Source organism: Algoriphagus sp. (assembly GCF_029254265.1).
In the GTDB taxonomy this organism is placed as follows: Bacteria; Bacteroidota; Bacteroidia; order Cytophagales; family Cyclobacteriaceae; genus Algoriphagus.
In genome coordinates, this window is the sequence record NZ_JAQWXX010000080.1 from 1 (window position 1) to 20,825 (window position 20,825).

Annotated in this window: 18 protein-coding genes; 7 read left to right on the plus strand and 11 right to left on the minus strand. The window is 38.1% G+C overall.

Going from position 1 to position 20,825, the window contains the following annotated elements:
- Positions 1–181: 181 nt before the first annotated feature.
- Positions 182–328 (plus strand): hypothetical protein, encoded by a 147-nt coding sequence (locus P8O16_RS11770; RefSeq protein WP_175574418.1) that lies wholly within the window; start codon positions 182–184, stop codon positions 326–328.
- Positions 329–371: 43 nt separating this feature from the next.
- Here P8O16_RS11770 and P8O16_RS11775 read toward each other — a convergent pair whose 3' ends face one another.
- The 3 genes from P8O16_RS11775 to P8O16_RS11785 all read right to left on the minus strand — a co-directional run bounded on the left by P8O16_RS11775 (position 372) and on the right by P8O16_RS11785 (position 4,590).
- Positions 372–1,481, minus strand: coding sequence for a glycerate kinase (locus tag P8O16_RS11775; protein WP_300314992.1), 1,110 nt, complete (start codon positions 1,479–1,481; stop codon positions 372–374).
- A gap of 1 nt (position 1,482) precedes the next feature.
- Positions 1,483–2,832, minus strand: coding sequence for a sodium:alanine symporter family protein (locus tag P8O16_RS11780; RefSeq protein ID WP_300314994.1), 1,350 nt, complete (start codon positions 2,830–2,832; stop codon positions 1,483–1,485).
- A gap of 156 nt (positions 2,833–2,988) precedes the next feature.
- Positions 2,989–4,590: a beta-N-acetylhexosaminidase gene (locus tag P8O16_RS11785; RefSeq protein ID WP_300314997.1), complete on the minus strand. Its 1,602-nt coding sequence runs from the start codon at positions 4,588–4,590 to the stop codon at positions 2,989–2,991.
- 235 nt (positions 4,591–4,825) lie between these two features.
- Here P8O16_RS11785 and P8O16_RS11790 point away from each other — a divergent pair, with 235 nt between their 5' ends.
- Positions 4,826–6,286, plus strand: coding sequence for a Gfo/Idh/MocA family oxidoreductase (locus P8O16_RS11790; protein ID WP_300315000.1), 1,461 nt, complete (start codon positions 4,826–4,828; stop codon positions 6,284–6,286).
- Positions 6,287–6,324: 38 nt separating this feature from the next.
- Here P8O16_RS11790 and P8O16_RS11795 read toward each other — a convergent pair whose 3' ends face one another.
- The 5 genes from P8O16_RS11795 to P8O16_RS11815 form a co-directional block, all read right to left on the minus strand.
- Positions 6,325–7,950, minus strand: coding sequence for an OmpA family protein (locus P8O16_RS11795; RefSeq protein WP_300315002.1), 1,626 nt, complete (start codon positions 7,948–7,950; stop codon positions 6,325–6,327).
- 3 nt (positions 7,951–7,953) lie between these two features.
- A complete protein-coding gene (locus P8O16_RS11800; RefSeq protein WP_300315005.1) occupies positions 7,954–8,925 on the minus strand; it encodes a deoxyhypusine synthase family protein in 972 nt (323 codons plus the stop codon).
- A gap of 100 nt (positions 8,926–9,025) precedes the next feature.
- Entirely contained in the window at positions 9,026–9,625 is a 600-nt protein-coding gene (locus P8O16_RS11805; RefSeq protein WP_300315008.1) for an OmpH family outer membrane protein, read from the minus strand.
- Positions 9,626–9,720: 95 nt separating this feature from the next.
- Positions 9,721–10,623: a histone deacetylase gene (locus P8O16_RS11810; RefSeq protein ID WP_300315011.1), complete on the minus strand. Its 903-nt coding sequence runs from the start codon at positions 10,621–10,623 to the stop codon at positions 9,721–9,723.
- 50 nt (positions 10,624–10,673) lie between these two features.
- Positions 10,674–11,240, minus strand: coding sequence for a hypothetical protein (locus tag P8O16_RS11815; protein ID WP_300315013.1), 567 nt, complete (start codon positions 11,238–11,240; stop codon positions 10,674–10,676).
- 99 nt (positions 11,241–11,339) lie between these two features.
- On the opposite strand from P8O16_RS11815, the gene P8O16_RS11820 reads away from it, so the two are divergent.
- The 3 genes from P8O16_RS11820 (at position 11,340) to P8O16_RS11830 (ending at position 13,143) form a co-directional block, all read left to right on the plus strand.
- Complete coding sequence (locus P8O16_RS11820; protein ID WP_300315016.1) at positions 11,340–11,777, plus strand: helix-turn-helix domain-containing protein; 438 nt, start codon at positions 11,340–11,342, stop codon at positions 11,775–11,777.
- A 125-nt stretch (positions 11,778–11,902) separates the two neighbouring features.
- On the plus strand, positions 11,903–12,652 hold the full coding sequence (locus tag P8O16_RS11825; RefSeq protein WP_300315018.1) for an acyl-CoA desaturase: 750 nt from the start codon (positions 11,903–11,905) through the stop codon (positions 12,650–12,652).
- Positions 12,653–12,813: 161 nt separating this feature from the next.
- Positions 12,814–13,143 carry a BlaI/MecI/CopY family transcriptional regulator gene (locus tag P8O16_RS11830; protein WP_075351084.1) on the plus strand — a complete coding sequence of 110 codons (330 nt, stop codon included), beginning with the start codon at positions 12,814–12,816 and terminating at the stop codon, positions 13,141–13,143.
- Positions 13,144–13,205: 62 nt separating this feature from the next.
- On the opposite strand, the gene P8O16_RS11835 is transcribed toward P8O16_RS11830, so the two are convergent.
- Positions 13,206–16,439 carry a S41 family peptidase gene (locus P8O16_RS11835; RefSeq protein WP_300315023.1) on the minus strand — a complete coding sequence of 1,078 codons (3,234 nt, stop codon included), beginning with the start codon at positions 16,437–16,439 and terminating at the stop codon, positions 13,206–13,208.
- A gap of 169 nt (positions 16,440–16,608) precedes the next feature.
- Here P8O16_RS11835 and tyrS point away from each other — a divergent pair, with 169 nt between their 5' ends.
- Both tyrS and P8O16_RS11845 read left to right on the plus strand, forming a co-directional pair.
- Complete coding sequence (gene tyrS, locus P8O16_RS11840; protein WP_300315026.1) at positions 16,609–17,901, plus strand: tyrosine--tRNA ligase; 1,293 nt, start codon at positions 16,609–16,611, stop codon at positions 17,899–17,901.
- 147 nt (positions 17,902–18,048) lie between these two features.
- Complete coding sequence (locus tag P8O16_RS11845) at positions 18,049–18,744, plus strand: TetR/AcrR family transcriptional regulator (RefSeq protein ID WP_300315030.1); 696 nt, start codon at positions 18,049–18,051, stop codon at positions 18,742–18,744.
- Between the two features lie 36 nt (positions 18,745–18,780).
- On the opposite strand, the gene P8O16_RS11850 is transcribed toward P8O16_RS11845, so the two are convergent.
- Both P8O16_RS11850 and P8O16_RS11855 read right to left on the minus strand, forming a co-directional pair.
- Positions 18,781–19,167: a DUF6122 family protein gene (locus P8O16_RS11850; protein WP_300315033.1), complete on the minus strand. Its 387-nt coding sequence runs from the start codon at positions 19,165–19,167 to the stop codon at positions 18,781–18,783.
- A 51-nt stretch (positions 19,168–19,218) separates the two neighbouring features.
- Complete coding sequence (locus P8O16_RS11855) at positions 19,219–20,781, minus strand: peptide MFS transporter (protein ID WP_300315036.1); 1,563 nt, start codon at positions 20,779–20,781, stop codon at positions 19,219–19,221.
- Positions 20,782–20,825: the final 44 nt, after the last annotated feature.

Sequence of the window (20,825 nt, forward strand, 5' to 3'; positions counted from 1 at the left end):
GTAAAGCCGCTCTTTCAGCCGATCACTCGTCTGAGGATCACTAAATAATTCTTCAAGTGTTCGTTTCTTTGTCATCTATTTGTAAAATTAGCAGACACACTTAACTGAACACTCTCTTTATTTTGTTAATACCAATTGTAAAAATTATCTTCGAGCTTCCGTTTAACACAACCAAAAAAACATGATACTACTAGATATTTTCAGTTCTCCTATCGCATCAGGTGCGCAGACTTTCATTTTGATTGTTTGTATTCTAATTGGATTAGGAGCGGGATTATCAGCAATTGATGCTAGAAGTACTTTTTCTAAAAAGAAATCTGATCATTAATTCATATCATACCGACATAGAGAGGAGGCTTTGCCTCCTTTTTTTATGTCCAAAACCTAGAATTAAAATTATTTTTAATAGATGCTACAAGATTTAATTTAGCAGTAGAAGAATAGTCAGATTTAGAAAAATCAAGATCTGGCAATCTGATAATTAAGTCAAAATCATCCTCAATTAGATCTTCCCCTCCACTTATTAACGCAATTTTTTTTCCTTGATTTTTAGCCAGTTGAAGCAATTCAAATGAAGCTTTTCCTCCTTTGGATTGAGTATCATATTTCCCCTCCCCTGTAATAATTAGGTCTGCCCAATCTACATACTCGGGCAGTTTTACCTTTTCAAAAAAATAACTTGAACCCATTTTTATTTCACAAGGAAAAAAAGCTGATAAACCGGCAGCTATTCCACCAGCAGCTCCAAAACCTTCCTCTTCAATAAATTCTTTCTTTGATTTACCATAGAGTTTAAAAAGAACTTCCTCACAAGTTTTCTCAAAAGAATCAGCATCCTCTGGATTAAGACCTTTCTGAGGACCGAATACCTGAATAGCACCATGTTTCCCAAAAAAGAAATTCCTAACGTCGCACAAAAGAGTAAATTCAATTTTTGGCAGCTTCGGCGAAAATTGAATATGCTTGATTTTTGAAAGATATTTGGGGCTAAACGGGGTCAGCTCCCTTCCCTTTTCATCTAACATTAGAATTCCCAAACTAGCTAAGATCCCAGTTCCCAGGTCAATACTGGCACTCCCTCCTAAACCCAAAACAATATGCTGTGCTCCTCTTTCAATTGCTTTTTGAAGAATCATACCCGTCCCAAAAGTGGAAGCAACAAAAGGATCTAGATGCTGATTTCGAAGTGATCCCAAACCTGAGGCATCTGAAATATCTACAAAGGCAGTTTTATCTGTTGCACTCCAACCAAAACCTCCTCTAATAGGTCTTCCGTAAGCATTTAAAGTCCAAAACTCTTCATATTCAAGATTCAACACTTTAGTAAGAAGACTACAAGTTCCATCCCCTCCATCAGCTAAAGGCACTATTTTAGTTTGATATTCTGGATACCTTTCAATAATACAGGATTGAATAATCTCACCAACTTCCTCTGCTGCTAAAGTCCCCTTGAACGCATTTGGAGAGATTAATACATTCATCTTAGTTTGACTTCATCCTTTTGAAATAGTCCTTTGATGCAGCCTTAACTTTTGGAGCAAGATAAAATGTTGAAATCATGGTGGGAATTGCCATTACTGCATACATACCATCTACTAAACTTACCACGACTTGCAAAGAGGCTACTGCTCCAGCTACGATGGTGATTAGGTAGAAATAATTGTAATAATCTGCCTTATCTGCTCCAAATAGGTAGTTGAAGCATTTATGTCCATAATAGGAGTAGGTAAACATAGTCGAAAGAGCAAAAATCAAAACAGCCACCATCAACAGATATCTTCCTACACCGGGCAATGCAGTGTCGAATGCTGCTAGAGTTAGTCTTACTCCATCTGATTCAGTAGTCTGCCAAACGCCTGTTAACATAATCACAAGTGCTGTAAGAGTACAAACTACAATTGTGTCGATAAATGGTCCTAACATTGCGATTAAGCCTTCGCGAATTGGTTCATTATTTTTGGATGCACCATGTACCATTGGAGCTGTCCCGATTCCAGCCTCATTAGAAAAAGCAGCTCTTCTGGCGCCTATTATAATAACTGCACCTACAGCCCCACCCGCGGCAGCTTTTCCTGAAAACGCATCCGAAACAATTTTGACTAGCATATCGGGGACATCACCAATATATTTAAATACAATAATCAGAACCGTAATAAAATAGAGTCCAACCATAAACGGAACAAGTTTGGAGGCTACATTGGCAATTCGCTTGATCCCTCCTAGGATTACGATAGCTACAATCACCATCATAGTGATACCGATGATCCATTTGGTTTTTTCTCCCTCATCTAATCCAGCAGGCTCCAAAATAACAGTTCGGAAAACTGCCGTTAATTGATTTGCCTGAAAAATTGCCAGCAAACCCATCACGCCAGCAATGCAGAAAATATAAGAGAGAAACTTCCATTTTTTCCCCATCCCCTCTTCAATTACGTACATCGGGCCACCCTGAACCTCCCCTCTGGAGTCTTTGCCTCGGTACATTATAGCCAGACTACAGGTATAAAACTTGGTTGCCATTCCTACAAAAGCAGAAACCCACATCCAAAATATAGCTCCTGGCCCTCCCATTGTAATTGCAATCGCAACTCCACTTATATTTCCCAAACCAACTGTGGCTGCAATAGCAGAGGATAAAGCCTGAAAAGATGTGATCTGTCCGGGAATGTTGCTGTCATCATATTTCCCTCGAAGAAGACTTATAGCATGTCCTATTTTCCTAAATGGAACAAATCCGGAATGAAAAAGTAAAATACTTCCTCCCCCCATTAAAACCACTAGCATTGGCGTACCCCAAATCCAATCTGCAAATGCTATAATAAAATCTCCCATTGAGTTATTTAATTTCAACTATTAAATCATTTCACCACCAAGTCTGATGTGAATTTAATTTCCATATTAGGTCGATTTTTATGAAAAACAAAGAACCCTTATTCGGAAATCCACAAAAAAACCTGAGTTTCCTCAGGTTTTATTTTTTTTTAAATCTTACCAATTCACTTGTGGGGAGCGGTAAAAACCTATCTTATTGATATCCCATCGCTTACCTTGAATAGCGATCCTTCTTTGGAAATCTTCCCAAGATCGCAAGTCCTTCGTGCTCCATGCAACTTCTGCAATTGCCGCCAAGCGTGGAAATGTCATATATTCAATATCCGCTCGGTTGGTCACTGTCTCTGTCCAAAGAGGAGCTTCAACTCCTAGGATATCAAACTTATTGATTCCCTCTACATAGGTAGATGGATCCCATTTGTATGAATCTTCTAACTCAATATATGCTGCCCAATGCAAACCAATGCGGGTTGTAGAATCATACTGCATGTCCAAATAAGTGCGTTTGGCGGGGGACATCAATATCTTATTTCCTTGTTCTTTGGTCAATTTTGCATTTTCTTCTTCTGCCCAAAACTGAGAAATAGTACCCGGAAGAAGCTTACTGGTAGCAATTTCATCCCATCCGACATTTATTTTCCCATACTTCTGAACTAATTCCTGAACGCGCTCCACAAAATAAATATAATCCGGCTTTTCAGTTACGTGGGATTCGTCACCTCCAATATGGAAATATGGACCAGGCGTAATCTCTGAGATCTCTCGAATTACATCTTCTACAAACTGATAAGTTCGCTCTTTATTCGTTGCTAGTGTGCTGAATCCTACCTCTATGCCAGAATATAGCTCAGCAGGGACTGGGTTTTTATCCAGAATATCAAAATCTATTTTACCCTCTACCATTGTTGAGACATCTCCATCTGGCAAGTTTACACCTGGATTTAATTCTCCATAAGAAGCTAAAGCAGCATTGGTATGACCTGGCATATCCACTTCAGGCACCACAGTAATAAATTGATCTGCTGCATAAGCAACGATCTCCTTGTATTCTTCTTGAGTATAGAATCCTCCTTTGCCGCCTCCCACTTCAGTACTACCTCCAATTTCGGTCAATTTTGGCCAAGATTTTATCTCAATTCTCCATCCCTGGTCATCAGTTAGGTGCAGATGGAGGTAGTTAAATTTGAATTTAGCCATCTGATCAATATAGTGTTTGACATCTTCTATGCTAATAAAATGTCTGGCTACATCAAGCATTGAGCCTCTATACTCAAATTCAGGTTGATCTTGTATAGACCCCGTTGGAACAACCCAATCTACTGATTCAACATATGAACTTTCTATTTCCGTTGGGAAAAGCTGAAGAAAAGTCTGGACACCATAAAAAATTCCAGCCTCTGATGTCGAAGTAATTTTTACCTCATTTTCATCTATTGTCAATTGATAGGCTTCTGATGCTTCTCCATTGGTTTGTTCTAAAATAATATTACCAAAAGTTTGAGAAACTGGCATCTCAAAACCTGTAGCCGGAGCGATTCGGTCTGATAAATAATTAGCAATAGTTTCAAGTTTATTTCCAGCACCCTTGTATTGTATTGATGCATCTGCAGTCAATAGGAAGCCTTTTCCCGTTGAATTTATTGACTTTGGAAGAGGTATCAAACCAGCTTCCTCAATAGGAGCTACTTGAATAGGGGCTTGACATGAACTCACAATAGAAGCCGCAACTAATATTGCTGACCATAGTAGACTTTTCATAAGATTGGAATTTGGGTAAACTTAATTCAAAATTTTAAAAATCTCGCTCATTTAAATGGAAAATATCAAGGAATGAAAAACAAGTATTAATCAAGCCACGAACAAAAATGAAAATTAAAAAAATATCAGGTTTTGTGTTTTTAAATCAAGCTTGATTAAATCCTTTTTGATAAATTATGCTTCAAATTATTCAAAACTCGAACAATAAACCCTTTTTGAACCTAACTAAAACCAAATGAAAGATAAAAAAACAAACACCAATAACTCCAGAAGAAGTTTTCTAAAAGGCTCTGCAATAGCTGCTGCAGGGTTTTATATTGTTCCAAGACATGTTTTGGGTGGTCCGGGTTTTATAGCTCCAAGTGATAAGCTTAGAGTTGCAGGGATTGGAATTGGTGGAATGGGGTTTAGTGATGTAAGTGGCGTTTTTAATAGTGGAAAAGCAGACATTGTAGCACTTTGTGATGTCGATGATACCCGAGCAAAACGGACAGTCGATGCACATCCTAAAGCTCCTTACTATAAGGATTTTCGCGTAATGCTTGAAAAAGAAGCTAATAACATCGATGCTGTCACTGTTTCCACTCCTGATCATCAGCACGCTGTAGCCGCGATGATGGCTATGAAGATGGGCAAACATGTTTATGTACAAAAGCCTCTTTCGCATGATATATATGAAGCTAGAATGCTCACTGAAGCGGCAGAAAAGTATAAAGTGGTCACTCAAATGGGAAATCAAGGATCATCTGGAGAGGGTGTCCGCAAAATGGTTGAATGGTACAAGGCTGGCTTAATCGGAGAAGCTACTAAAGTATATTCCTGGACCAATCGTCCAGTTTGGCCTCAAGGAATTGAATGGTCTAAAAACCCAATTGCACCACCGGCCGACTTGGATTGGGACTTGTGGCTTGGAACAGCTCCATATAAAGATTATGTAGGCAACTTAGTTCCTTTCAACTGGAGAGGTTGGTGGGATTATGGAACTGGTGCTTTAGGGGATATGGCCTGTCATATTATGGAACCTCCTTTTAGAGTATTAGAATTAGGATATCCAAAATCAGCGGAATGTTCTGTAGGGTCGGTTTATGTTGGGGAATTCAACAGAGGTTATTTTCCTGAAAGTTGTCCTCCTTCTTCTCATATCACGCTTCGTTTTGACCGTCCTGGAAAAGAGGACTTAGAATTCCACTGGATGGATGGTGGAATTCAACCAACCAGACCTGAAGAATTAGAACCAAATGAACAAATGGGAGATGGAGGGAATGGTGTCATCATTGAAGGTACAAAAGGTAAAATGATGTGCTCAACCTATGGTATAAACCCCCAGCTCTTGCCCACTTCTAAAACAAAAGATATAAACGTTCCAGAAACCTTATATCGTGTACCAGATGGAGATAGAGGTCATTATAAAAATTGGGTTGAAGCTTGTATTGCAGGACATGGATCTCAAGAATTTAAAAACCTGAGCTCTCCATTTTCTGTTGCAGGACCATTGACGGAATCTGTGTTGATGGGGAATCTAGCTATTCGCAGCTATGATTACCGTACACCGAGAGTTGATGGGAATGCCAATCAGTTCGACTATCCTGGACGTGGCATTAAATTACTTTGGGACGGCCCAAATATGAAGATTACCAACTTTGATCCAGCGAATCAATTTGTGAAACGGGAATACCGAGAAGGATTTTCCCTTTAAAATTTAAAAGGCTTTGAGTGATCACTCAAAGCCTTTTTTCAACGTTCAACTTCCAATTCTACTCTCCGGTTTTTAGATCTTCCGCTTTCTGTGGTATTAGACGCTACTGGTCGCGTTCCACCCCATCCTGAAATCCGAAGACTTTCAAATTCGATTCCTTTCCCAATCAAGAAATCTCTAACTGACTTTGCTCTTTCTAACGAAAGCTGTTTGTTTAGACCAGGATCACCTGCACTATCCGTATGCCCGTGAATCCGAAGTTTCAATTCAGGGTTTTCCAAAAGAAATTCTGCGATCTCATTTAATGCTATAAATGTCTCTTCACCTTCTAACTCGGCAGTTCCTCTTTTGAAATTTACATCCTTAAGTACTACCAAGTTACCTGACTCAGCTTTAGTCATTAGGATAACATTTGGTTCTTCGGCCTTCAAACCTGATACTTGAATCATCTGAGGAAAATAGCCTGAAGATGTGATTTTTATTTCGATCACTCCAGAATTAATCAATTGAGAGATTTTAATATCTGAATTCTTATCAGCTGTAAAAGTTTTGTCTCCGGTTTTCCAAAGAAGTGAAAATGGAACTTCTACCTTATTTTTAGCATCTACCACAAACCACCTAACTGATTTCTCAGACTCTTCTTCAACTGAAAGCATTTTCACTTCTGGAATCCCAACAGCCGAAAGTGGATAAATTGGGGCGATTTTCACCGTGGTTTGAGAACCTGAAGTCGGCTGTTTTAACTCTGTAATTTTCTCCTTAGGTAATTCAAAATCATCTGGAATTACCAACTCAACGGGATCTGCAAAAGACAATAAGTCTGCGAAGCCATCACTATTTTGAGTGCTAGTCCAAATCACCTCTTTAGGAGAAATGAAGGTGACTGAAATATCAGAACCATTAGAACTTAGTTGAGTCCACTTCACCGGAATACTCCAGGTATCCCAAGTTTCCCCAAGTCGCTTTGAAATATAAATATCTTTTCCATTGGCCCCTGGAAGCATGTTTGATGAGAAAAAAAGGCGGTTTGAACTTGGATCATAAAAAGGACTCATCTCCTGCCCTTCAGTATTTAATACTAACCCTAGATTAACCGGCTCAGACCATGAAATCACTCCGGATTTTTGGCTTAAATAAAGGTCTTCATTGCCTCTTGAGTCCTTTCCATTACCAGAAAGAAAAATCTGATTCCCTCCTGAAACTACTCTTCCAGACAACTGACCTTTCAAATCTTCCAGTCCCGGCATAGTTACTTTTCGGAGAAAATTCCAATCTTTTCCGAATTTAGAATATTGGTATAAGCCTACATTTGATCCTTCTTGATGATAAACCAAAAGAGTTAAGACATTTTCTAATCCTAGTGCAAAATCATATCCTGATCGACTTAAGTCGGTACGATGAATTGCTTCAGACCAATTCCCATCTTCCCCTTTTTGGGTCATCCAAATATCTCCTGGATCTGTAACTCCTCCGATATTATCAGGATGAAAAGCACGAGTGAACAAGAGTGTATTATCACCAATCCAAACAGGATTCATATCATCCTGTGGGCTATTTGCTCCCGAAAGAGATTGGATTTGCTGGGAAAATAAAACTAAAGGAAAACAAAAGGCAAGCAGTAAAACGCTGCTTGCCTTGAAAATCCATTGCGAGATTTTTATCATAATTTATTGATCAAGGACTATAGCAAATATCAATGGCGCTACAATCGTTGCATCTGACTCGATAATATATTTAGGTGTATTAATCCCTAATTTACCCCAAGTAATCTTTTCATTTGGTACAGCTCCGGAGTAGGATCCATAAGAAGTTGTCGAATCGGAGATTTGACAGAAATACCCCCAAAGTGGAACACTATCACGCTGCAAGTCTTGATGCAACATTGGCACAACACAGATAGGGAAATCTCCTGCAATTCCCCCGCCAATTTGAAAAAAGCCTACTTTACTTTCCTCCGTGGCATTATTAGTATACCATTCAGCAAGGAACATCATATATTCTATACCAGTCCTTACTGTATGTACATTTTTCACATCTCCACTAATAACATGGCCAGCAAACATATTTCCAAGGGTAGAATCTTCCCATCCTGGAACGATGATCGGAAGATTTTTCTTAGCTGCTTCTAACAACCAACTATTTTTTGGATCAATCTGGTAGGAACCTTCTAGTTTTCCCGAAAGAAGGATCTTATAGAAAAACTCATGAGGGAAGAAAGCTTCTCCAGCCTGATCGGCTTTGACCCATTCTTCCAGAATCACATTTTCTATACGTCTCATTGCTTCCATTTCCGGAATACAAGTATCTGTCACACGATTCATGTGTCGCTCAAGCAAATCTTGCTCCTGGGCAGGTGTTAGCTCTCTGTAATTTGGGATTCGCTCGTAATAATCGTGAGCTACAAGATTGAAAACATCCTCTTCTAAATTTGCCCCGGTGCAAGTGATAATCTGTACCTTATCCTGTCTGATCATTTCAGCCAGAGAAATTCCCAACTCAGCAGTAGACATTGCTCCAGCCAGAGTCACCATCATTTTGCCACCATTATCCAAGTGAGCTTTATACCCCTCTGCCGCATCTATAAGGGCAGCAGCATTAAAATGTCTATAATTATGCTTTAAAAATTCTGTAATTTTCATATTTGGAAGTTTCGATTTAAGAGTTGCAAAAATATTGATTTTTACCCTACAAAAAAACCCGGCTAAACCGGGTTTCAATGTTTTAAAATAAGTTTAATACTTATTTCGCAGTATCGGCTGGTGCAGCATTATACTCTTTATTCAATTCTTCGATGACAGTTGAAGTGATATCGATGGCATCATTCGCATACCAAACTGCTCCTCCTCTCGTATAGCTAAGAATCACGTCTATGTTATTTTTTTCAGCATGAGCTTTCAAATACTTCTGAACACGGTCGTAAACCTCAGAATATAGCGTTGACTCATCTACTGATAATTCTTGCATCAGATTATCTCTATAAGTCATTAAATTTTGCTCTTTCTTAACTAACTCTTCTTGCTTTGCACGTTGCTGATTTGGAGTCATATTACCTCCTGTCTGCTGGAAATTGGCTACTTCCTGCTCAAATCCTCTAGCTCTCCCCTGAAGATCACCTTCAAATTTTTTACCTTTTTCAGTGATCTCACCGGATCTTTTTATGAAGTAATCATATTTATTGATCACACTGTCTGTGTAAACGAATGCAACTTTCATATCACCAGCAGCGATCGATTCTGATGTTGCAGTTTCTGAAGTAGTGGAAGTTCCTGCTTTATCACAGCTGTAGAAAAGCACTGAGGCTAAACTTAATAATCCTAGTAATTTTAATCCCTTTTTCACTTTTTTATTATTATAGATGACAAGGGCGCAAATATAAAGAAAGAATTCAGTTTACAAATGATGAAATTGTCTTGGTTTGCTAAATTGAGTTAACTTCAAAAAAACAGTTCCATTGCAAGTCGATAGACTTGTGTATGTGCATCTACAATTTTTGAAATTTGGGGAGAATAACCTCCTCCCATACAGCACATAATAGGTGCATTCCACTTTTTCCCGAATTCCAATACCATTTTATCCCGATTTTTTATGCCTGGAATAGTCATTCCTAGTCGCCCTAGTTTGTCGGTTGATAATACATCGACACCGCATTGATATATGATAAAATCGGGCATAAAAAGCGTTTCAATCAAGTCTAGATTGCTTCTGAGAAGCCCCAAGTAGATTTCATCATCTACGCCATCCTCCAATGCTATATCTAGATCAGAAGTCTCTTTCCGATGAGGATAGTTTTTTTTACCATGCATACTAAAGGTGAAAACCTGATCATTACCACCAAAAAGGGAAGCTGTTCCATTTCCTTGGTGTACATCAAGGTCAATTACCAAAACCTTTTTCGCAAAGTTTTTCTTGAGCAGATAATTTGCGGTAATTCCTATATCATTGAGAAGACAAAAGCCCTCACCTCGATCTGCAAAAGCATGATGAGTACCTCCTGCGATATTCATAGCAATCCCAAATTCTAGAGCATAAAGAGCCGCTTGAACCGATCCCCCGGCTATTTGTATTTCTCGATTTATTAGTTCTTTAGAAAGAGGAAACCCCGTAGCTCTGATTTCTGATTTAGAGAGGGTTAGATTTTTCAATTTTTCCCAATATTCTAAGGTATGGGTGGAAAGGATCCAATCTTCAGAAATTGCTTCAGGCTCAAAAAAACTATCTTTTGAAATCAGTCCCTCATATACTAATTGCTCTGGAAGCAACTCGTATTTTTCCATTGGGAACCTGTGACCTTTTGGCAAAGGATGTGAATAAGTTGATGAGTAAGCTATTTTGAGCATAAAAAAACACTTGTCCAAAGAACAAGTGTCAACCAGAATTGTTAAATCTTTTAATCGTCAAATTCTTCTTCTTCCTCAGATTGGAAAGAATACATCGTATCATCAAGAACTAGAGTATCATCATTAAATTCTTTGACAAATTTTGCGATAGTTTTCTCATCAATAAAATCCACGTTAAGACTAGCATCTAAACCAATTCCGTAATCATGATTGGTATCTATATCGACAAACTCCTGGACTTTGACACTTTCTTCCTCCTCAATTTCCATGATGATTTCAGTAATGAACCAACCAATCTCTTCTTCTTCTTGCGTCAAGGGAATCATGTTCCCATTCTCATCCTCTTCATAAGAGATTCCTTTGAAATTAGGAAATTTCTGGGCGGCTTTGTGCTCTGCCAATTCATATACTTCACTTGCATGATGAAGTCGAAGAGTGTAAAGTGCAGCATCATAAATGACCTCTTTTCCTTCATACATTCCCAAGAAGTAGAAGTTTACAAATTCATCCGTATTTTCTTCATCGGGAATTATTTTAAAACTTTTCCCGAGGCTTGCAAGCTCCTCTCTTAACTTAAGGATTTGCTGAGGATCAAATCCAGGATTGTTGAATTTCATGGTTCAAAAATTACAATTTCATATCGTTTGGTAATTCTATTTTCGACTTCTTTATGTCAATATAGTTTCAAAATCTAAACCAATAAAATTAATTACACAATGGTTGATGGAGATTTTATCAAAAAACTTATAAAAGATCGAGAAAATCTGACTTTAGATTTAAAGTTAAAAATCACCTCAAAAAGAAAGATTGCAAAAACTATTTCTGCTTTTGCAAATACCGAGGGAGGAATAATTTTGATAGGAGTATCAGATGAAGGCAATCTTGTAGGTATTGATATTGAAGAAGAAAAGTACATGATCAACTCTGCTAACGAAGAGTTTTGCGTGCCTCAAGCGCAGATTAATTTTGAAGAATTTACATTTTGGATTGATGAAAAAAATCATACTGAAGAAAACGAAATAAATTTATTGCTGGCTATCATCAAAAAATCGAAACCCATAAAAATATTTGTAAAAGAAAGCGGTAAAACAGAGGCTTACTTTCGGAAAAAAGATCAAACATTATCTGAATCAAACTACTTATTACCAAAGTAATAACAGCTCTGAAAAGCTTAATTTCTGATAAATATCAGCAAATTAAAATGTAGGAATTCGCGACTCGTTTTGAGTTCTTAAGCTGTCAAGTCTTATATTTACGACAACAACAAAATAACCCTCGAGTGATTATAATTATCTTCTTCCTTTTGCATTGGTATTTCTCTCTGTTTTGCCAAAGTTTCTTTCTGCATCGTTATGCAGCTCATCAGATGTTCTATATGAACAAGTATTGGGAAAAGTTCTTTTACTTTTTTACCTGGATGTGGCAAGGAAGCTCTTATTTATCCCCAAGAGCATACGCTATCCTGCACCGAATGCACCACGCTTATAGTGACACCCCAAAAGACCCTCATAGTCCCCATCATACAGAGAATCTTTTCACAATGATGTGGAAGACTAAAAATATTTACAATGAGTATTTTTCTTTCCGCCTAAAGCCGGAAGAGCGCTTTTCAAAAGATATTCCAGATTGGAATAAATTTGACAAATTCGCAGATACCATGCTTGTCAGAGTAAGTTGGGGCTTACTTTATGTTGCAATCTATGTGTTATGCATTTCAGTTTTTGAATTACCTGGGACACATTGGTGGATGTATTTCTTACTTCCTATTCATTTCTTGATGGGACCAGTTCACGGTGCTATTGTCAATTGGAGTGGTCATAAATATGGTTATGCAAACTTTGACAACAATGACAAATCCAAAAACAGTCTTCTCTTAGACGTGCTAATGCTTGGAGAATTGTTTCAAAACAATCACCATAAGCTTCCAAATCGACCGAATTTTGCTGTAAAATGGTATGAATTTGACCCAACCTATCCAATTGTCAAGCTTTTGCATGCTACTGGGATAATCAAATTAAGAGCGATATAAAAAAAGCCTCCAAATGGAGGCTTTTTTTTGATCTTTAATTAACAGAAAACCAGTGATTTAAATTTTTTATAAACTAAATAGTAAAACTAATTGTAAAAATTGTTGCTTTTTAGAAACTAAACGAATAATTTTCTGACGATTTAAAACTTAACACCTTATTTATGAAACCATTAACAAGAGCAGAAGAGGAGATCATGCAAATCCTCTGGGAAATCGAAAGAGGATTCGTCAAAGACATCCTTACACCAATGACTGATCCGAAGCCGGCTTACAACACCGTTTCGACAATTGTGAGAATTCTTGAGAGAAAAGGATTCGTTAGTCATAAGTCTTATGGTAAAAGCCATGAGTACTTTCCAATCGTTTCAAAAGATGAGTACAGATCGTTTATCATCAAAAAAATGCTTGGTGGATACTTCGATAACTCATTTGCAAAGCTTCATGAATTCTTCAAGAATGACGAAACTTTGAACACAAAAAGTTTTCAGTAAAAAAACTTAATCAAAAAAAGCCCGGAAATTCCGGGCTTTTTTTTATCAAATAATTTTCAGAATCACTTTACATCTTTTAGAAGTTCCTGCACCGCAACTTCAAGCTGCTGATCAATTCCTTTATCTATTTTACCTGGCATATTTTTTACCTCAAACTGGGGCTTGGTCTCATTATTTTCTAGCCATTCACCGGCCTTGTTTTTAGCAGAAATAGGCACAGCTCCCCATCTCACTCCATTTGGCAAGCCTTCCCATCCTGCGAAAGAACAGGTTCCCGGTGTTGGCATCCCTACAGTTTTACCAATATTCAAATCAGTATAGCCACAAGCAAAACAATGTCCATCAGAGTAATTTGCCTCATTAAACATTGCAAGAGTTGGTTTTGTCCATCTCGCAGTAGGCTCATACCCTACGACTTTTGCTTCAGTAGCATAGGTTAAAAACTTTTCACCGGTAAAAAACATTGTCAAATCAGCTACCAAGTCTCCTCCTCCATTAAATCGAGTATCAATAATAACAGCTTCTTTATCGTGGTATTTTCCTAGCATTTCATCATATACGTTTCGGTATGGGCCATCACTCATTCCAGGAATATGAACATACCCAAGTTTGCCATCACTCAATCGCTCTACCTCAGCCTGATTCTTTTTCACCCATCTTTTATAGAGTAGTCGTCCTTCCTCACCTAGCGAGATAGGCTTGATTGTCCATTGCTTTTTTGTCCCAGTTTTAGGATCCAATACCTCAATCAAGGTGAATTTATTTGCTTTTCGATTTAATAATTTGGCATGATCAAAATCCAAACCGAGCAATTCACCATCAATACTTTCTATGATCATTCCAGGCTCTATTTCAATTCCTGATTTATCCAGAGGTCCTTCTGCAATTACTTCTGCTATTTTGATTCCATTACCTTCATATTCATAGTCTATAAAGACTCCCAATGAGGCAGTCGCATCTGCTAAGTCAATGGATCTGGAGTAGCGCGCACCTGCATGAGAGACATTCAACTCCCCTATCATCTCTGATAGCATTTCTGCAAACTCATATTCATTTCCAATATGTGGAATGTACTTCTCATAATTAATCCGAGCGGCTTCCCAATCTACACCATGCATATCCGGGGTATAGAATATTCCCTTTGTTCTAAGCCAAACATGATCAAATAAGTGAGCTCTTTCCGCATCTTTATCATAGGTCATTTCCCCGGAAATTTTGATTGACTCCCGTTTCATCGTTTCCGGATTAATTTTGGAAATAGATCCATTGGACATCAAAAAGAGATTTTTCTGGTCTTTATCCCACATTAGGCTTGCTGAATTTGCATCTAAAGCGATTTCTTGCTTGGTCTCTTTTGTTCGTAGGTTTGTACTCCAAAGATTCATTCCTTTCTCAAATGAAGTAAGGTAGAAAAGCTTTTCCCCATCTTTTGATAATACCGCATCTCCCAAATCTGAAGAATGAATTGTCAATCTTGCCTTACGATCTTCTATTCCTTCAAAGTCAAATTTCAATGGCTTTACTTCTTTTTCAGTCTCTTTTTTTGTCTTATCCTTATCTGTTTCGTCTTCTTTTTTCTTCGACTTTTCGATTTCTTTCATCAAGTCAAAATCTTCTTTAGATAGTCGAAACTTGTCCCAGCTTTCCTGATCAAAAAATAGGGCATAAACATCGTTTTGATTTTGCCCGCTTGTCGCATAGCTTCTCAGTCCATCTCTATTGGAAAACCATAACATCTGTTTCCCTTCATTCACCCACTTAGCCTCATTGTCACCGTAGCCACTTTTAGTTAGGTTACGCATCGGCTCTTTTCCAGCTGCATCCAATAAAACAACTTCTGAGTTTACCATAGTCGGACTATATGAAGCTAGCAACCATTTACTATCTGGACTCCAAGTGAAATACTGATCTCCATCTCTCATGTGAAATAATTCATCTTCATCTAAGAGAGTCACTTCAGCCTTAGATGCCAAATCACGCACCTTCAATACTCTTCTATTTTCTACAAAAGCTAATTTCTTACCGTCAGGTGAAAACTTTGGCAAATACGCATCCGTTGCTACACTGACCAATGGCTCTTCTTTAATTAAAGTTGACGCGAAGAAAAAAGGCTCATCAGCTCTTACTATTTTACTTTGAAAGATCTGCCACTTCCCACCTCTTTCACTTGAATAGACAACGGATTTTCCGTCAGGAGCAAACTCCACAAATCTTTCCTGCTCTGGAGTGTTTGTAATTCTTTTAGTCAATGAACCATCAACTGAAGTCACGAATACTTCTCCTCTTGCGATAAATGCAATCTCTTTTCCATCCGGAGATATCGCCATTTCCCTCACTCCTCCATTGATTGATATGTAATTATCAGCATTACTGATCGATTGAGTTTGAAGATTTACTTGAAGCTTTTGAGGTTGTCCTCCTTTTTTTAAAGTATAAAGCTCTCCGTCATAGCTAAATGACATCAAACCTTCATTAGAAATAGACAAGAACCGAACAAGGTAAGTTTTTAGATCCGTAAGAGCTGTGGTCGAAGCCGGATTGGAAAAACTCATCGCATAGACATTGAAATTCCCACTCGTTTCACTCAGGTAATAAATCTCCGACTCATCAGGGGAAAAAACCGGATTTCTATCCTCTCCATAAAAACTGGTGAGCATCTTATGGGAATTTGTTTTGGCATCATAAAGCCAGATGTCTCGTGCTACTCCTGATTGGTGATGTTTTCTCCATTCGTTTTCACCACCTTTTTTATCATGATAAATCATTTTATCGCCAGCCTTATTGGACTGAACATATTCAGCTGGAATTGTCCAAACCTGATCTACCCGACCTCCTTTTTTAGGAACTTCATAAAGCTCTGGCTGAGATCCCGTAGGATATTGGCGATGTTCTACCTGATCGATTCTTGTTGTTCCAAAGATTATTTTTTCATTATCTGAAGAAAACTCAAAGGGCAGCTCGTCATTCGAATGGAAAGTCAAGCGAGATGCTGGACCTCCCGAAGCGCTCATTATGAAAATGTCAAAATTTCCATATCGATCAGAAGCAAAAGCAATTTGACTTCCATCCTTGCTCCAAACAGGTTTATAATCGTGTGCCTCATGGAAAGTAATCTGCTTTGCATCCCCTCCTTTACTAGGCACTAGATAAAGGTCTCCTTTGTACGTGAAAACGATTTGAGAACCGTCAGGAGAAATTGCCGGATAGCGCATCCATTGAGGAGCTACTTGGGCAATGCTTATGGTGACGTAAAAAAAGGCCAAAAAGGCCAACAATAAATATTTTTTCAAATTCATATTTAATCAGTTTGACGCTAAATTAAGAGAATTTTCAATCCCAACTTACTATCTTTTTTATGGGAAATGTTTTTAAGGATATATGCGGAAATTCAGAAAGCGCTATTTATTCCTTTAATCCGTCGGCTGACCAAGCTATATTTGCGGCTTGAAAAAAAATTAAACACCCATGAATTCATTTATAGAAGAACTTCGCTGGAGAGGAATGCTACAGGATATGACTCCTGATATTGAGGAACATCTTAGTAAAGGAATGGCCTCGGCTTATTTAGGTTTTGACCCTACAGCAGATTCACTTCATATTGGTCACTTGGTGGGTGTGATGACACTACTACACTTTCAAAGATCAGGACATAAGCCCTTTGCCTTGGTAGGTGGTGCTACAGGGATGATTGGTGACCCTTCCTTCAAATCAGATGAACGAAATCTACTCAATAAAAGCACATTAGATCATAATGTGAATTGCCTTCAAGCACAACTATCAAAATTCCTGGACTTTTCGGGAAAAGCAGAAAATAAGGCTGAGCTGGTAAATAACTACGACTGGATTTCAAAATTTAGCTTTTTAGAATTTATCCGTGACGTTGGAAAGCATATCACAGTAAACTACATGATGTCGAAAGATTCTGTTAAAAGAAGACTTGAGGATGGAAATGGATTGTCTTTTACTGAGTTTTCTTACCAGTTAATCCAAGGATACGATTTCTATCATTTGTGGAAAAATGAAAATTGTACTGTACAGCTTGGGGGTTCAGATCAGTGGGGAAATATTGTGACTGGTACCGAACTCATCCGAAGAATGGGTGGTGGAAGCGCATATGCATTGACCGTTCCATTAATCACCAAAGCAGATGGAACTAAATTTGGTAAAACCGAAAGTGGATCGGTATGGCTTGATCCGGAGAAAACTTCACCTTATGCCTTTTATCAGTTTTGGCTGAATGTATCCGATGAAGATGCGTCTAAATATATCCGGATTTTTACCATTCTGGATCAAAAAACGATTGAAGCGTTGGAAGTTGAACATGCCGAAGCTCCGCACCTAAGAATCTTACAAAAAGAAATCGGGAAGCAACTCACTAAAATGGTTCATGGTGAAGCTGATTTTGAGATGGCGTTAAAAGCCTCTGAAATACTTTTTGGAAAATCCTCAACAGAAGATCTTGCTGTTTTAGATGAACGAACTTTCCTCCAGGTTTTTGAAGGTGTACCTCAGGTACAAATTTCAAAATCTGAATTTAATCAGCTCACAAATATCCTTGACCTTTTTGGCGAAATGACTCAGGGAGTTGTTTTTGCCTCAAAGGGCGAAGCTCGAAAAATGATTCAAGGCGGTGGAGTCAGCATCAATAAGGAAAAGCTAAATGATCCAAACGAATCCCCTTCATTTCAATTATTGCAAGACAAATACCTATTGGTACAAAAAGGAAAGAAAAACTACTTCATCATAGAAGTAAAGTAAGATTTTGATGCTCAAGATCTAAGTGCTTTGAATTTAATTCAAAGCACTTTTTTTTGATACTTGATGGCATTTAAACAACTTTAAACCCAATTTTTTGACCCAAGTTTAATAACTTTGTTGGTAAACTTTTAGAAAAATTAAAATTCAATGGCAGGCGACAAGAATAAAGAAAAAGTCATTTTAGATTCAGCGGTTGCTTTATTTACGAGTAAAGGATTTCAGTCAACCAGGATGGAGGATGTGGCAAAAAATGCTGGAATCAGTAAAGGACTTACATACTTTTATTACAAGAATAAAGAGGACTTGTTTATGGCTTTGACCAAGAAAGCTTTTGATCAGTTCAAAGATGAATTTAGAGATGTCTACAGAAGCAAGGGTAAAACTGGTTTGGAAATGCTTTCTGACCTTCTGATTAGAATCACTGCTTTTGCTAAAAAAAACCAGGTTTATTACGATTCAATTCTCAATTTTCTGGACTTAGTTAAGAAATATAACAATCCGGAAACTCGTGCACTAATTAACCCACTGATATTAGAAAGCAGTCATTTCCAGAAACTTTTAGAAATTCACCATGACCCAGCCAAAATCGGAATCATGATTGTCAGCCAAGGACAAAAAGACGGGAGTATCAGACCTGAATTACAGCCTGAAATCACTTTTTATACCGTTTGGAGCATGATCATCGGTTATGAAAAAATGTTGGGACCAATCGAATATGAAGGAAAAGACATGAAAGTTCATCCTGAAAATTGGGAACCTGGATTTCTTCGATTAATGAACGAAATGCTGAAAGGGACTATTCAGGCTACGAAGCCTGTGACTGTTCAGGGAAGCTTATTCTAATCGCAAGTTTATATTTCCCCTTGATTCCTGATGATTTTATAATCCAAGCCAATTTGAAGTGGCTTTGATAAGATCAAAAATTGGCGATTCCGCTAGGCAGTCACCACATTTTTGGAAGGTGAAAATGCAATCCACATAATCCGTGAGCATGTGAAATAATAAGCCAATTCCAATGATTTTAAATGGTTTTGGGAGGAAAAGAAAAACCACATAAACCACCATCGCATAACTCGTATGAAGCGGGTGAAACTGTATGCTGCATCGGTTGGCTAGAAAAATAGGCGTCGAGAAAAGATGATCTAAATCGACTAGCATAGTAGCTAGTAGAATCAAATAGACCTTTTTCCATTCTTTTCTAAAAAAAACAAATGCAATAAAAAAAGGAAATCCAAGATGCAAAAAGTAATGTACAAGTTCCTGCATATTGGATTTCCTTATTTTGATTAATTGGATCTAAGTCTATTAGCCCTCAAATCAATGAACCTCCCCCATCATTTTTCGGATGATAGGTTTTAGTACAAATAGTAGCGCAGCAGATCCAAGAACAGTGTAAACGATCAACATATATTGATCTGGCATCTGAGCTAAAGCTTCTTCAGATCCACCACTTGCCTCACCCGCGATCAAACCGGCAATCAAATTCCCTAAAGCAACAGACAAGAACCAGATTCCCATCATTTGCCCACCATAACTTTTTGGTGCAAGCTTAGTAACCAAAGACAATCCCACTGGCGATAAACTTAACTCTCCAAATGTATGAAGCATATAAGTCATTATTAACCAAGTTGGTGCTGCTAGATCACCTGAAGCAGCAATTTTAGCTGCAAAATACATTACCAAAAAGCCCATCCCCAGCGCGAATAATCCGAAGGCAAACTTCAAAGGAGAACTAGGCTCCATATTTCTTCGTCCTAGCCACACCCACATTGCACCGAAAATCGGAGCAAAAATGATGATAAACATCGAGTTGATAGATTGAAAATATCCAGTAGGAATTTCCCATCCAAAAACGGTACGATCGGTGAATCGCTCTGCAAAAAGATTTAAAGTAGAACCCGCTTGCTCAAAACCAGACCAAAACATGGCAGAGAATAAGAAAAGGATTGCTATTACTCCTACCTTATTTCTGTCACCTTTATCCAATCCTCCAAAAGCAATAACATAACCAAGATAACCAAAAGCCACCACTGCTATGATTGTACCTGATGCCCCCGCAATAGCAGAAACATCGATTGGAATTATTCCTGTAAAAAGAACAGCGATTATGGCAATCAATGCCCCAATCACATAGGTAGTTCCTTTTTTAAGCTTATTAAAACTGATTTTTTCTTCAGCAGACTCAACTATAGGTTGATCGCCTAAACCATCTAATGCTTGGCTGGTCAGTTTATACTGAATTAAGCCTATTACCATTCCCAATCCAGCTACACCAAAACCAAGGTGCCAATCGTAAGTAGCCAAAGTGCTACAAACTATGGGAGCTATCAAAGCTCCCAAATTAATGCCCATGTAAAAAATCGAGAATCCAGCATCTCGCTTTGAACTTCCAGCAGGGTACAATTGGCCTACGATTGAACTGATATTTGGCTTCAGAAGGCCTGTTCCAAACACAATTAAAACCAAACCCAAGAAAAAGGAATTTGTATCAAAAGCTGAAAGTGCCACTTTTTCAACCTCAGCCGTTCCAAACAAGTTTACCAGCCCTGGAAGTGCCATTGTAAAGTGCCCCAAAGCAATAATAATCCCTCCATACCAGACTGATTTCTTCAGACCAAATAGCCGATCAGCAAGCCATCCCCCAGGTAATGCTAGTAAATAGACCCCCATTGTATAGAGACCATAGATCGCTCCTGAGGTTTTATCATCAAATCCCAACCCACCATCAATTACCGCAGTGGTCATAAAAAGGATAAGTAAAGCCCGCATTCCATAATAGCTGAATCTTTCCCACATTTCTGTGAAAAATAAGGTCATCAAACCTTTAGGATGACCAAAAACTGTTGGCCCCGCGAATTCTGAATTGAGTTGTTTTTCCAAGGATAGTTTTATTTGGGTGAATTCATTTTTACAATGATAATCTA